Source organism: Novosphingobium aeonii (genome assembly GCF_052279045.1).
Lineage (GTDB): Bacteria > Pseudomonadota > Alphaproteobacteria > Sphingomonadales > Sphingomonadaceae > Novosphingobium.
This window is the reverse complement of sequence record NZ_CP176832.1, coordinates 2,369,457-2,383,391: the sequence shown is the minus strand read 5'-3', so window position 1 is coordinate 2,383,391 and position 13,935 is coordinate 2,369,457. Positions and strand designations below refer to the sequence as shown.

The 13,935-nt window shown below is 63.0% G+C and carries 9 protein-coding genes; 4 read left to right on the top strand and 5 right to left on the bottom strand.

All coding sequences use genetic code 11. The features are described from left to right. Window positions 1–67: 67 nt before the first annotated feature. Window positions 68–1,528: a S10 family serine carboxypeptidase-like protein gene (locus ACLIMP_RS11575; RefSeq protein ID WP_324695363.1), complete on the bottom strand. Its 1,461-nt coding sequence runs from the start codon at window positions 1,526–1,528 to the stop codon at window positions 68–70. A gap of 173 nt (window positions 1,529–1,701) precedes the next feature. Here ACLIMP_RS11575 and ACLIMP_RS11570 point away from each other — a divergent pair, with 173 nt between their 5' ends. Then, window positions 1,702–2,967 (top strand): aminotransferase class V-fold PLP-dependent enzyme, encoded by a 1,266-nt coding sequence (locus ACLIMP_RS11570; RefSeq protein ID WP_443477860.1) that lies wholly within the window; start codon window positions 1,702–1,704, stop codon window positions 2,965–2,967. 39 nt (window positions 2,968–3,006) lie between these two features. Further along, window positions 3,007–4,500, top strand: coding sequence for a S10 family serine carboxypeptidase-like protein (locus ACLIMP_RS11565; protein ID WP_443477859.1), 1,494 nt, complete (start codon window positions 3,007–3,009; stop codon window positions 4,498–4,500). A gap of 10 nt (window positions 4,501–4,510) precedes the next feature. On the opposite strand, the gene ACLIMP_RS11560 is transcribed toward ACLIMP_RS11565, so the two are convergent. Continuing rightward, window positions 4,511–4,999, bottom strand: a complete 489-nt coding sequence (locus ACLIMP_RS11560; protein WP_443477858.1) for a GNAT family N-acetyltransferase — start codon at window positions 4,997–4,999, stop codon at window positions 4,511–4,513. Between the two features lie 234 nt (window positions 5,000–5,233). On the opposite strand from ACLIMP_RS11560, the gene ACLIMP_RS11555 reads away from it, so the two are divergent. Together ACLIMP_RS11555 and ACLIMP_RS11550 are read left to right on the top strand one after the other, a co-directional pair. Then, window positions 5,234–7,546 carry a TonB-dependent receptor gene (locus ACLIMP_RS11555; RefSeq protein ID WP_324695354.1) on the top strand — a complete coding sequence of 771 codons (2,313 nt, stop codon included), beginning with the start codon at window positions 5,234–5,236 and terminating at the stop codon, window positions 7,544–7,546. A gap of 22 nt (window positions 7,547–7,568) precedes the next feature. Further along, window positions 7,569–9,188 (top strand): alkaline phosphatase D family protein, encoded by a 1,620-nt coding sequence (locus ACLIMP_RS11550; RefSeq protein ID WP_324695352.1) that lies wholly within the window; start codon window positions 7,569–7,571, stop codon window positions 9,186–9,188. Between the two features lie 46 nt (window positions 9,189–9,234). Here ACLIMP_RS11550 and ACLIMP_RS11545 read toward each other — a convergent pair whose 3' ends face one another. The 3 genes from ACLIMP_RS11545 to ACLIMP_RS11535 form a co-directional block, all read right to left on the bottom strand. After that, a complete protein-coding gene (locus ACLIMP_RS11545; protein ID WP_324695350.1) occupies window positions 9,235–10,245 on the bottom strand; it encodes a FecR family protein in 1,011 nt (336 codons plus the stop codon). Continuing rightward, the gene (locus ACLIMP_RS11540; protein ID WP_082370342.1) at window positions 10,238–10,756 is read right to left on the bottom strand and encodes an RNA polymerase sigma factor; all 519 of its coding nucleotides are present in this window, start codon (window positions 10,754–10,756) and stop codon (window positions 10,238–10,240) included. The genes ACLIMP_RS11545 and ACLIMP_RS11540 overlap by 8 nt, the downstream gene beginning before the upstream one ends. 111 nt (window positions 10,757–10,867) lie before the next feature. After that, the gene (locus ACLIMP_RS11535) at window positions 10,868–13,804 is read right to left on the bottom strand and encodes a TonB-dependent receptor (protein ID WP_443477857.1); all 2,937 of its coding nucleotides are present in this window, start codon (window positions 13,802–13,804) and stop codon (window positions 10,868–10,870) included. Window positions 13,805–13,935 lie beyond the last annotated feature (131 nt).

Genomic DNA, 13,935 nt, shown 5'->3' with positions numbered 1-13,935 from the left:
GAACTGCGATTAAATTAAAATTACCTCAAATGGTGAAGGTGTGAATTTTCTAACCCGATATCGCCGATCAATGCGACTTGCTAAAGAAGCTGGATAGGTCTTTTGCAAATTGAGGGGCTTCCGAAGCTTCCTCGTACATCATGTGGCCACCGCCGTAGCAGTGTGCCTCGATCCGTTGCGCGAGAGGATCGGGAAAATCGCGAGCGGCCTGGCCGTTGGCTGCGCAGCCATTGAGTGAATCGTAAAGGCCTGTCGCGACGAACACCCTCATCGTCGGTGCCTTTTCCAGAGCGCGAAGCACCCAGGGCTGGGAGGCACTGGGCGGACCTTCGCCCGCCATGGCGCGGGCCAGCGATTCCTTGGTGATGGGTGACTGGTCATACTGCCAGTCGTTGCCAACGGGGAGTTCTGGGATATCGATCCCGGCATATTGACCGGCGCGATAGTTCAAAACCTCCCGATAGAATGCGATGATTGCGGCGCTTCCTGCTTTTTCGTCGGATGCCGGTGCCGTCTGCCGCATATCGAATACGCCCAGGGTTTTGCCTTCCGCGCCCAGGAGTTTGGTTCGGAACTCTCTGGGCGAAACCCACAGCGTCTTGGGATCTATCATCGAAGGTGCGAGGCCCATGAAGCGCGACAGTCCGGCGACGACGTTGGTACGGGAAGTGTCGTCCAGCCTATCCGGGTGGGCCAGCGCGGGATACCAGACCGTGCGCGCCCATGTTTCCGCATCGGCGAGGGTTCTGGCGCGATCGGCTGTGAGCGCGGCATCGAGTTTGCCGAGCGCCAGAGCCGTCGCAGTGCGGTTGGGAAGGGTAAGCGCACGCATCAGGGCGCGGTCGCGTTCCTCGCCCATCGGAATGCCGCCGGATACGAGCGCGATCCCCGCGACCGGTTGTCCACGGTCGATCAGCGCCTCCGCCACGCCCGCGGCGCGCCATGTGCCAAAGCTTTCGCCAACGAGGTAGACGGGTGCGCCCTCACGCTCGTGGGACTTCAGGAAGCGCTGGATGAACTGAGCGGTGGCGGCAAGATCGCCGTTCGTCGAATAGAGCTGCCTGGCCGCTCCTTCCGAAACGGCGCGACTGAAGCCGGTTCCGGCAGGGTCGAGGAACACGAGGTCGGCGACGGGGAGGGGGCTTGCCGGATTATCGCCCAGAACGTCGCCTTGGAGCGTGCGCGGTCCAAGGGCATGAAACTGGAGCAGGCGGGAATCCGCGCCCGGACCGCCGTTCCAGATGAAAACAATGGGGCGCGGCTTTTGGGGGGAAGCGGCTTTCGCGAAGTAGGCGGTGTAGAACAGGTCCGCCGCCTTGACGCCATTCGCATCGTCGATCTCGATCGTTCCGGCACATGTCGTGTAGTCCAGACCGCCAAGCTTGGAAGCCGCACCGACAATGCCCTTTCCGCAGAGGTCGCCAGGGAGGCTGCCGGCCTGCCTCTCCGCGGTGCCGATCGATTGGCAAGCGACAAGCGCAAGGAAAGACAGTGATGAAGCCAGCAGGCGAGCGGACTTTGACGGCATGGACGGGCCTTTTTGGTTCGACAACGGTGAGAGCCTAGCCCAGTTGCCCAGGCAAGATTATGCGCGAAATGGATTTCCGCCGCTGTGACGCCCTCATCCACCGGGGACATGAGAGCGGCTGAAGCTTTGAAATGCGCAATTCTTATGCGCCAGCCTTTGCATAGGATGCGTAAATGATCCAGCGAACCGATTCGCCCCCTTCGCCGCGCCTCTCTCGCAGAAATATCCTGCGGGCTTCAACGCTTCTGCCGCTGGCTCCGGCGATGGCAGGCGAAGCTCTGGCCGCTTCCGTAAAGGGGGTATCGCTTGCTCGCCCCGGCGACTTTGCGGCTATGCCAAGGGTCTATCTCGATTCCGGCACGATGCATCCGGTGCCCTTGCCCGCGAAGGCTTCGGTCGATGCCTATCTCCAGTCCCGTGCCGAAATGCGGGAATGGTCCAGCCACGATACGGAGGTTCGGATCAAGGCTGCTTTCGCGCGCCTCATCAATGCCGCGCCGGAAGATCTGGCTTTCGTCCAGAGCACGACTGCAGGCGAACAGTCGATCGTCGATGCGCTCGATCTTCCGGCGGCGAAGGGCAGCGTCGTTACCGATACGCTCCATTTCTTCGGTTCGTTCTGGCTCTACGATCAGCTTGCAAAGCAAGGCGTTGACGTGCGCTGGATACGGCCGAAAGACGGACGCATAGACCCGGATGCCTACGAAAAGGCGATCGGCCCGGACACACGGCTTGTCAGTCTCTCACTGGTTTCGACCTACAACGGCTTCGAGCACGACCTCAAGCGCATCTGCGAAATCGCTCATGCTCGCGGAGCGCTGGTCTATGCCGATATCATTCATGCCGCCGGAACCGTGCCGATCGACGTGAAGGCAAGCGGCGTCGATTTCGCGGCGACGGCCAGCTACAAGTGGCTGATGGGCGACTTTGGGCTAGGTTTCCTTTACGTCCGGCCCGATCGTCTGGCACGGCTCAAACGCAAGCGGTTCGGTTACTATCAGCTCGATAGCTTCAAGCCGCACGTCTACCCGTTCGACGAGGCAGGCCAGAGCATTGCCGACATGACCCCGCGGCCCGATGCCGAAGGCATGTTCGCGATGGGCACGCATTCCCATGCGGTGATGGCGCAACTCGACTGGTCGCTGACGAGGCTGCTCGAACTCGGGATCGACAACATCATGGTGCATCGCCAGCCGATGCTCCGCCGTCTGCATGAGGCGCTGCCCTCAAAGGGCTATGACGTGGTAACGCCCGCCAATTGTCGAAGCTCGCTGCTCACTTGTGTCTTGCCCGATGCCTACAAGAGGTTGTCCGAGCCGCTTTCCCGCGCGGGCGTTGCAATCACGCTCAGTCGCAACCGTTTCCGTATCTGTCCTTCGTGGTTCAACTCGATGGACGACATCGAGCACCTGATCGACGCCCTGCCAATTTCCTCCTGATCGGAACCAGACGCAATGTCCGCCAAGAAGACCGTTTTCATGCGTTCCAGCCTGCTTGCCCTTGCTCCCGTCCTGGCGACGTTGCTCCCCGCCACGCCGCTTCTGGCACAGGACGAGAGCCTGCCGATGCCGCCGGTGTTCCTCAAAGCGATGGAGCCGATGGTGGAGCGTGCCGCCGTCAGCCGCAAAGTGGTCGTAACCCGGCACAAGGGCGAGTTTGGCGGCAGGAAGCTGGCCTATGACGCCATCGTAAGCGAAACGCCGGTGCAGAATGCCAAGGGGGAGGCTGCGGCGGTTGTCGTCACTTACGCTTACGTTGCGCGCGATGCAGGCAGCGCGAGGCGGCCAGTGCTGTTCGTGTTCAACGGCGGACCGGGAGCCTCGTCCTCTCCGCTGCACATGAATGCATTCGGCCCGCGTCGCATCGTCGGCAAGGGTGAGGGCGCGCATATGGAGAACAACCCGCACAGCCTGCTGGACGTAGCAGACCTCGTCTTCATCGATCCGCCGGGCACAGGCGCGTCGATGCCGGTCAAGGGCGCGGATGCGACGAGCCTGTTCTCGGTTTCCGGTGATGCGGCAGCCGTGGCCCAGGTGGTGCAGACCTGGCGGCAGGCCAATGGCCGCACCGAATCTCCCTTCGCGCTTGTAGGCGAGAGCTATGGTACCGCCCGCGCGCTGGCGATGCTCGATGCCGAGAGCAAGGCGAAGCTGCCGCTGCCCGACGGCGTGGCGCTGTTTTCCCTTTCGCTTGGCGACAACGACGGGCCGGTGATCTCCGACGTGTCCCTGTTGCCGACCCTGGCCGCTGTCGCCTGGTATCATCAGGCCATCGACCGCAAGGGCACGACCGTGGAGCAGCATTTCGCCGCAGCCCGCGCCTTTGCCGAGAACGATTACGCCCGCGCGCTGATCGCAGGAGCCTCGCTTCCCGAGGCCGAACGGGCAAAGGTAGCCGCACGCATATCGGCGCTCATCGGGCTGCCTGCCGCCACGCTTGAGAAGGACGGGCTGCAACTCGATCGCCAGGGCTTCATGCTGGGCCTCCTCTCCGCGAAGGGGCTGCGCACTGGACAGCTTGACGGCCGCGTAACCCGCGCCGTGGCGGAATCGAACATGCACCCGCCTTTCGATGATCCCTCGATGACGCTGGGCGCGGAAACCGGGCACCTGATCGCCGACTATATCGGCAAGGATCTCGGCTATGCGTTGCCGAGCGCCTATCGCACGCTCAATCTCGGGATCAATTTCAAGTGGGACTGGGGTCGCGAAGAAGTCTATCGCACCGTCCGTTTCGCACCGTTCCTCGCCAAGGCACTGGCGGACAAGCCAGGAATGAAGCTGATGACGGTGGGCGGCTACTACGACATCACCACGCCTGTCGCCGCCGGACAGTTTGCGCTCGACCATGCCGGGATCGGACCGGAGCACCGTACTTCGAAGACTTATGCTGCGGGGCATTCGGTATTCGAGGACGAGGGGGAACTGACGCGCTTTGCAACTGACATGCGGGCTTGGGCAAAGACGCTTTAGAAGCAGTTCTTCAGAATCGGCGCACAAGCATCCGTGCCTCGCGACCATATCCCTTGGCCGGATCGAGGAGCCCGTCGCCGAGCAACTCGAAGCCCTGTCTCTTCCAGAAGCTGTGAGCATCCCCGACGGCGATCAGTACCCCCCGGTCAAGGCCCAGCGCCTTTGCTTCGCCGAGCGCAATCCCCACGGCTTCACCTGCGAACCCTCGCCCGCGCGTAGCCGCGCCGAGGGCGAGGTCGTGAAGGAAGTAGCAGTCGAAAGGTTCAGCCAGGGCTTCCATCGGCGTGTCGAGAACGGGCGGATGATCCTGCCTGCCGGGATGCGATACGAGGTAGCCGGCGACCTGCCCGTCATCGTCTTCCAGTACGCGGCAGCCGGAAGGATAATGGCGGAGGCAGGCGGCGAAGACCTCCGGATTCTCCGGGTAATCGAGATGAACCGCATCCGCCACTGTGGCAACACCAGCCACATCGTCTTCCCGCATCTCGCGCCAGCGCATCTTCGCGTTTCCCTTGGTTCACGTCTGTGGGGAACCGTAAGCCAGAACACCACCACCGGGGCAACCACGGGCTTTCGCCGATCCAAGGCGGTCAGACGATACCCAGATACGCTGCAACCGATTGCCATTTGCCTTCATCCACTGACTTAAACCGTCATTGGAATGCCATGGAAACTTAATCTGCGAGGCGTAACCCGCCGTCCCATCACCCAATCGGGTCCAGGGGAAACGGCAATGAAATTCGTTACTTGCTCGGCAGCTCTTCTTGTCGGAACGGCGTTTGCCGGAATGCCTTCGGCGGTCTTCGCGGCGGAAGCCGAGGCCGGCGCGGAAGCGACCGGCGGGAACGCCGGGGATGAAAGCGCCAACTCGATCATCGTCACTTCGCAAAAGATCGAGCAGCGCGCCGTGGACGTGCCGATCACGCTCAGCGTGCAGACGGGTGAGCGGATGCGCGAACTGGGCGTGACCGATATCGGAGAACTTTCGAACTACGTTCCGGGTCTCAATGTACAGGTCCAGAGCGCGAACAACCCCGGTTTCGTCATTCGCGGCATCACTTCCGACAGCGGTTCCGCGCAGCAGGGCCCCCGCGTCACGCTCTATTACAACGGTGTCGACATCTCCCGGTCGCGGGGCGCATATCAGGGCCTCTACGATCTCGACCGCATCGAAGTGGTGAAAGGCCCGCAGGCCACGCTGTTCGGTACGGCGGCCACGATCGGTGCGATCAGTCTCGTTTCGGCCAAGCCGCAGCCCGGTGTCTCTGCCGAAGTGACCGGCGCTTACGGCAATCTGGATGCCTACCGGGTAGAGGGCTTCGTCAACGCTGGCAACGACGTGCTGGCGGGACGCATCGCCTGGCAATGGAAGAAGCGTGACGGCTATATCGAAAACCTCGCCCCGGGGCAGGACGATCTCTACGCGCAGGACCAGCTCGGCCTTCGTGGCTCCCTGCGCTACACCCCGACCAGCGATTTCACCGCTGACCTGACTTTCACTTACGATCGCCAGCGTAATTCGGGAACCCCGTTCCTTTCGAAAAATCTCGGATCGACTTCGGTGGACGGCCTCTACGACGCCGCTTATCTCGGCGGTTCGCCCTATTCGGCGGAAGTGCTGGGCTCCGACAAGCTCGGGCTCGATCGCGATGTCTACGACGGCAACCTCACGCTGGCGTGGGACTTCGCGGATGGCTGGAATTTCACCACAGTCAACGGCTACCGCCACTTCGATGCGCTGGAAGTGTTCGATGCGGACGGTTCCGCTGCCTGGTATCTTGAATTCGCGGAACGCGCGAAGGGCTGGCAGGCGAGCCACGAAGGCCGCTTCACTTACAGCGACGACCAGTGGCGCGCCTCGTTCGGCTGGAACTACTTCATCGAGGACAGCTACCAGTATGTGCCGATGTCGTCGGAACTGGGTACCTACCTCCAGTGCAGCGCCAACGTCATTCCGGGGCTCGGCTGCGTCGCGCCGGACAACAGCGTTCCCGCCGCTTCTGCGACCGGGCTGCTCACCGGCGGGGCCTATTCAGCAGTGCCCTATTCGAGCTGGTACAAGAACGAGGGCCGCAACCAGTCCTGGTCGATGTTCGGTGACGTGAGCTGGAAACCGGCCCCCGCTCTTGAACTGACCGCAGGTGCCCGCGTGCTGATCGAGAAGCGGCGATCGGGCTACTCCGCGTATCAGCCTGACGCGCCGGTCTACGGTCAGCCGCTGTTGCCGCTCGTCGATACGGACGGACAGACCTTCTATGCCCGCAAGTCCTACGCGGCGGTGCTGCCGCGCTTCAACGCACTCTATCACCTGACCCCGAGCCTCAATCTCTACGCCACGATTTCGGAGGGGCGCCGTTCGCCGGTCGTCCAGTTGTCGGCAGCGGCGGGGCCGGTTGCGGATCTCGATCTCATCAAGTCGGAGACGGTCTGGAACTACGAGGCGGGCATCAAGGGCTCAGTCGGCATGTTTTCCGGCTCGCTGGGCGTCTACTACGACAAGTACAGCAATTTCCAGGTCTCGGTCCTTGACGCCACTACCGGGGTCGCACGCACCGAGAGCGCCGGGTCGGCATCCAACCTGGGCGTCGAAGCCGAACTCGAGGCTCGCTTCACCGACTGGCTGAGCGCCTTCGGCAATGTTGGTTTCATCAGCGGTGGGATCGACGACAAGGAATCCAACGGTGTCTATGCGGGGGACCAGTTCCGTCTGCAGCCGAAATGGCAATGGGCGGCGGGTTTCAATCTCAATTTGCCGTTGACCCGGAACACCAGCCTGTTCCTGACGCCAAGCGTAACCTACCGCAGCAAGATCTACTTCGAGATCCCCAACAAGGACGCGATCAGCCAGGGCCCGGTCACGCTGGTCAACCTGCGCGGCGGCGTTTCGCTGATGGAGGGCAAGTTCCGCATCGCCGGCTATGCCCGTAACCTAACGGACAAGAAGTACTTGCTCGATGCCGGCAATACCGGGGGCTCCTTCGGTTACCCCACGTTTATCCCGGCCGAACCGCGCACTTACGGCATCGAGATCACCGCGCGCTACTGAGCGAACAGCCCGAGGAATAGACATGACGCTTCAACTCGACCGCCGCCTGCTGCTCCAGGCAGGCGCCTTCGGGCTCGCCGCCCTTTCCACACCGGGAGTGGCGCAGATACTCACCGCGCGCGGCTTCACGCACGGCGTGGCGAGCGGGGAGCCGGCGGCGAACTCGGTGCTCTTATGGACCCGCTATGTCGGCAGCGGTGATACGAAACTGCGCTGCGAACTTTCGGCGGACGACACTTTCCGGAAAGTGGCGGGAGGCGGCGAGGTCGTCGCTTCTCCCGCGCACGACAATTGCGCCAAGCTGGTGGTTTCCGGCCTCGCGCCGGGGCAATGGTACTTCTATCGCTTCATCGCGCCGGACGGCACCAAAAGCGAAGTCGGCCGGACCCGGACCCTGCCGGTGGGTGAGGTCGAACGCTTCGGCATCGGGCTTTTCTCCTGTTCGAACATGCCGTTCGGCTGGTTCAACGCCTATGCCCACGCCGCCGCCCGCGACGATCTCGACCTGATCGTTCATGTCGGCGACTACTTCTACGAGTACGAATACGGCCACTATCCCGACCACCCGATGGCGGGTCGCGCGATCGAGCCGCATAACGAAACGGTGACGCTTGCCGACTATCGCCTGCGTTTCGCCAGCTACCGCCTGGATCCCGACCTGCGCCGGATTCACCAGCGATTTCCAATGATTGCCCAGTGGGACGACCACGAATTCGCCAATGACACCTGGAAAGGCGGGGCAGAGAACCACCAGAGCGACAAGGAAGGCCCATGGGCGATACGCCGTGCGGCGGCCGAGAAGGCCTATCGCGAATGGATGCCGGTGTCGGATGCGCTCTATGACAGTTTCCAGATAGGTTCGCTGGCAACTCTGTTCCGCCCGGAAACCCGCGTAAGCGAGCGCACGCAGCAACTCGATTTCGGTTCGGCCATGGCTGGACAAAACGACATCGCCAAGGCTCTCGCAGAATTCCGCGACGGCCCATGGATGTCCGCCGACCGCACGCTCATGGGGGCCAGGCAGGAAGCGTGGCTATACAAGGGGCTGGCGGACTCGGCGAGGTCCGGCACGCGCTGGCAGGTTCTGGCGCAGCAGGTGGTGATGGGGTCGCTCAAGGCCCCGCCGCAGATGGCGGATCTCGTTCCGGCAGGGGCAGACCCGAAAGTGCGGCAAGCGCTCATGGCCATTGCCGCCGCATCGAAGGCCGGCCTGCCGTTCAACATGGACTCTTGGGACGGCTATCCTGCCGCACGTGAACGCCTGCTGCGCGCTGCGCGTGAGGCGGATTGCAACCTCGTCGTGCTCTCTGGCGACAGCCACAATGCCTGGGGCAATGAACTCTCGCTCGACGGACGCGCGGCCGGTGTGGAATATGCCGGGCATTCGGTCACCTCGCCCGGCTATGAGGCATACTTGCCCTCCGTGCCGCCCGCTGACCTTGCCGCTGCGCTTCGGGGAGCAAATCCGGGGCTGGCATTCGCCGACACCAGCCGCCGGGGCTATGTCTCGCTGGATCTGACGCCTGAAAGGGTGAATGGGCAGTGGCATTTCATGAACACCATTGCCGGACGTTCCACCGCAGGTACTACCAGTACCGGACTTTCGGTAAACTGGAACGAGCGGCGCTTCGCGAAAGCATGACGTTATCGGCGGGCGGTCCGGCAAGGTGCAGGATCGCCCTTCCGTTTCATGCAGTTACAAGGTAGATACCATCGGCGCGGCGGCTTGCTTCAAGGCCGAACAGGGCGCCGATCAGGGCCAGCGACTGTTCTGGCCGGTCCAGCCGGAAGCGGCCGCTGAAAGTGCGGCTAGCCAGTGCGGGATCGCCGAGCCGGATGGGTGTTTCGCTATACCGGGCGAGCCGCTCTATCGCGAAGCCGAGCCGCATGGAATCTGCGTCGAGCCAGTCGTTCTGCCAGTCCGGCCGGGTCTCGGCATCGAAATTCCCCCGGCTTGTCGCACTGCCGTCGAACAACGCCCATTCCCGGGCCGGGACGACGAACGCGTCATGGCCGTCCGCCGCCATCCGAACCCGTCCGGAAAAGACGCGCAGTTCCGACGCACCAGTCAATCGATCGACGCTGAAGCTGGTGCCGAGCGCGGTCATGCTCGCCCCGGGGGTGCGGACTTCGAAAGGGCGCGCGGCATCGTGGCGGACATCGAAGCGGGCAGCTCCGCGCTCCAGCTCTACTGCGCGCATGTCGGCTGTGAAGTGAACGGCGACCGAGGAAGCGGCATCCAGCAAGAGGCCCGAGCCATCAGGCAGCGTGAAATGGCGCCGCTTGCCGACGGCGCTGGCAAAACGGAGCGGTGAGGCTGGCACGTCTTTGTCGTTCCGGAATAGGAAATAGCTGCCGAGGGGTACAACTGCGAGCGCGGCCAGACCGGCAGCGAGAGCCTGCCGCCTACCGAGACCCGGCGCCTCCTGCCCAGTGCGCCGCAATCCGGGCCTCATTGCCGAAGGCCGCTGACGCGGCAGTACGGGAATGGGCACCTCCACGACGCTCGCTGTGCTTTCGAGCGCTTCCGCCAGCGCTCCGTCCTGGAGCATTTGCCTCATGCGGGCAAAGGTCCGGCCATGTTCAGGGGATTGCTCCAGCCAGCGCGCCAGTTCTCGGCGACCGGCCTCGTCAAGGTCATCGTAGCGATCCGCCCAGTCGGCGGCGGTTTCAATCATTTCCAGCTGTCGTTCATCCATGATGGTTGGTTCCTGCCCCGGCTTCCGGCGCCCAGTCGTCGCCGAGGGAGAGGGTGAGGTCGGCCATTGCGCGCACGAGGTGCTTCTTCACGGCCTCCACGCTGAGGTTCATTTCAGCCGCAATATCCTGCCGCGATTTTCCGTCGATATGGCGCATGCGAAACACTGTGCGGCGTTGCGGGGTAAGTCGTTCGAGGGCGGCTTCGAACCGGCCGAGGCGCTGGCGGTAATCGAGCACCTCGTCGGCCAGCGGCAGGTTGCAGACCAGTTCGAATTCATCCAGTTCCGTTTCGCGCGCGGCCTTGCGGGCGCCTGCCATGATGACAGAGTCTGCAACTCTGAAGGCATAGGCCAGAGGCTGCTCGATCACTTGTCGGCGTTCCTGTTCGATCACGCGTACCAGCGTTTCCTGCACCACGTCCTCCATGCCGCCCGGGTCGCGCATCCGTTTGCGAACATAGCTGCGCAGCCGCCCGAGCCCGGCGGAAAGCTGGCTGGCGGCATCGGTCATGTACATTGTCGACGGCCCGGTGATGAGCGCGGCATGTCCGGCAATTCCAATGCGGTTTGCGAAGTAAGAGCGTCGAGGCGGCCGGGTGGGGACAGGATGGTCATCGCATCCTCAAAATCTGTACCTGAGCCCGGCGGAGAACACCCGCCCGCTGCGGGTTCTGGCGAGCAGTCGGCGGGCATCGCGGTCGGTGTACTGGGCGATCGGAGCGTCGGTCAGGTTACGGGCCTCCGCCAATGCCTGCAGCTTTTCACCAAGTGCGAAGTGAGCGGCGAGATCGAGTGTCAGGCTCGGCTTGATCCATTCCCCGATGTTGCCGTTATTGCCCACTCCAACCCGGTACGTTCCGCGGTATGCGGCGGCGATCCGCGCATCCCACTTTTGCCCCGTGTAATAGAGCGTAGCGTTGCCCGACCAGCGAGACAGGTCGATCAGGGGCAGGTCGACTGTATCGGTGCCGTAGGTCACGTCGCTCCTGCCTGAGGCGAAAGTGATGTTTGCGGCCATTCCGAAACCGTCGAACGGAGCGGGCAGGAAGCGCAGGTCACGCTGGACGGCTGCCTCCAGCCCGAAGATCGAGGCACCCGACCCATTCACGGGGCGCACGACGTTGTAGAGGATCGAGGGGGCCTGATCGGCGTAGAGGAACTCCAGCGGATAGCCGGTTTCCGAATAGGGCGTAACGCTGGTCTGAGAGGTGATGAACGAATCCAGGTGCTTGTAGAACAGGCCTAGAGAGACATAGCCATCTCGGCCCGAGTAGTGCTCGATCGACAGATCCAGCGCATCGGCCGTGAAGGGCTTCAGGGCCGGATTGCCCGAGGTGATGGTGCCGCCGAACGGCGTCGCATTGACCTGTGCCGCGGCGCGCAGGTCGGCGACGTCGGGCTGGTTCAGGTTACGGCTGGCGGCAAGACGCAGCAGCAGGTCGGGACGGAGTTCCAGGCGCGCCTGTATCGAGGGTAGCCACGCCCCCCGGCTACTGCGAAGGGAAACCGGATACTGGCTGACGTCGGTACTGGCCTTGCCTGAGGAAAGGGTATCCACGCGCTGGTATTGAAGCCCGAACTCGGCCCTGAGCGGCATTGCGCCAAGCTGTCCACCGACCGCGGCGAGTGCGAAAGCGGCATAAGTGTTTTCATGCAATGCGTAGGCGGTGCCGGGCATGTCATCGCCGCCGCCGAGATCGCGCTGCTGCCCGGTCGCGGCGAAAGTGGCATCGACATCGGCGACGATATAAGGGGCCAGCGTCTGGCCGTTGAACAGGGATGTCAGAGCGGGACTGCCTTCCTCGTAGTCAACCCTTACACGCCGTTCGTACCCGTCGTTGCCGAAGTAGCGATAGGAGCCGCCGAGGCGCAATTCGAGCCCCGAAGCGATGGTGTGGCTCAGTTCGACCCTTGCTGTGACGTTCTGATTGACGATCGAATCTTCGCGGGTGTCCGCCCGCATGAGGCTCCACTGGGAAGCCTGGGTGAGGTCGAAACCATAGGCGTTGCGTGCGCCATGCCCGGTCGCGACATAGCTGAAGTTCTTGCCGACGGCTTCGAGGAAAACCTTGTCGAACACCGGCTCCTCGAAATCGCTGCGGGCATAGCCGATCCGCGCGGCGACCTTCGTGCGTTCTCCGATCGGTGCGTCGAGCGAGAACACCGCCTGACTGAAATCGGTGTGATCTTCCGTCAGCTTGTGCTCCGAGCGGAAGTCCACCCTGCTGAAATCCGCCGCGGTGATCGTGTTCCCCACGACCGTTACCGCGTTGAGCAACTGGGTGCCATCGACATCCGCAGTCAGCCCGTTGGTTCCGGCTGCGGCCAGCGAGTATTCCTCGCGATGATTGGACAGCCGCGCGTGAACGAGATCCAGCGCTATTGTGACCCCACCGTCACTCTCATGTTGGAGCGAGGCAACGAGGTTCAGCCGATCGAAACGGTTAGTCCAGGTCGAGTAAGTTTGCGCGCGCGACATGTACAGTGGATCGCCATGGCCGGTAAGGCGCGCCCGGTCTTCGCTGCTCACCCCGGAGCCGACGTTGGCTTCTCCGAAGACGACGGGAACCCAGTCCCAGTTGCGGTAGCCGTATTCGGAAACCCGATTCCGGCTCCAGGACAACGCCAGAAGCGCACCCCATCGATCGTTTCTCCGCGAGATTTCGGCGGTGAGCTGCGGCGTGACGGCACTGCTGTTGGCACCTGCGCGGCCTTGCATGGAAAGCAGGGTGACGTCGCCGGATTGGTCGAAGGGACGAACCGTGCGCAGGGCCACTGTCCCGCCGACGCCGCCGGCCTCGCGATCCGCCGACCAGCTCTTGAGCACTTCGACTTCCGAGAACAGCCCTGCATCGAACACCGAATAGTCGAACCGGCGCTGGCGACTGGCCGAACCGCGATTGTCCAAACCCGATGCGGTGGTGGCGAGCGCCTCGATCCCGTTCAGTGTGGTGCGGGTGAAAAGCGGTCCGAGACCGCGCAGCGAAACCTGCCTGCCTTCGCCATTGTCACGGCTGATGGCAATTCCCGGCAGGCGTTGCAGAGCGTCAGCAGCATTGTGGTCGGGGAAAGCGGCGATATCCTCGGCACGGGTGACCTCGAGGATGGACTGCGCCCCCTGCTTTTCCGCCACCGCCTGCCTCAGGCTTTCACGGTAGCCGGTGACGATGATGGGCGGCGCTTCCGGTTCCGATGTCGCGGCAGTCGCAGCCGGAGAAGGTGCAGGGCTGCGAGATGCGGATGATATGCCCTGAGTGACCACGAACCCGTCCGGCATCCGTTTTACCGTTACCGGAACCTCGGTGGCGATCCTTGCCAGGGCTTCTTCGACCGTCAGCCGCTCTCGTACAGCACGACGGATTTTCAGGTCCCGTGTCACCGAGGTAACGATCTGTACGCCGGATTGCTGGGAAATCGCCCTCAGAACATCGACAACGCGGCCGGAGGGGATCTTGAAGGCAATGCTGCGCGGCTTTGGCCGCGATGTTGGAAGCGCAGGCTTTCCAGCACGTGCATGTGCGCTTCCGGCCGCAAGCGGTGCGGCCAGTGCCAGAACCATGCAGGATGTGATGAGCCGAACGCGACCGCTGGGAAACACAAGCCCTCCGGCGCGGCCGCTATCAGGGCTCGATGACGGTTATGTGACCTTGCGCTATCGTTTGTTCGCCATGCCGGTTGGGGCGCGAGACA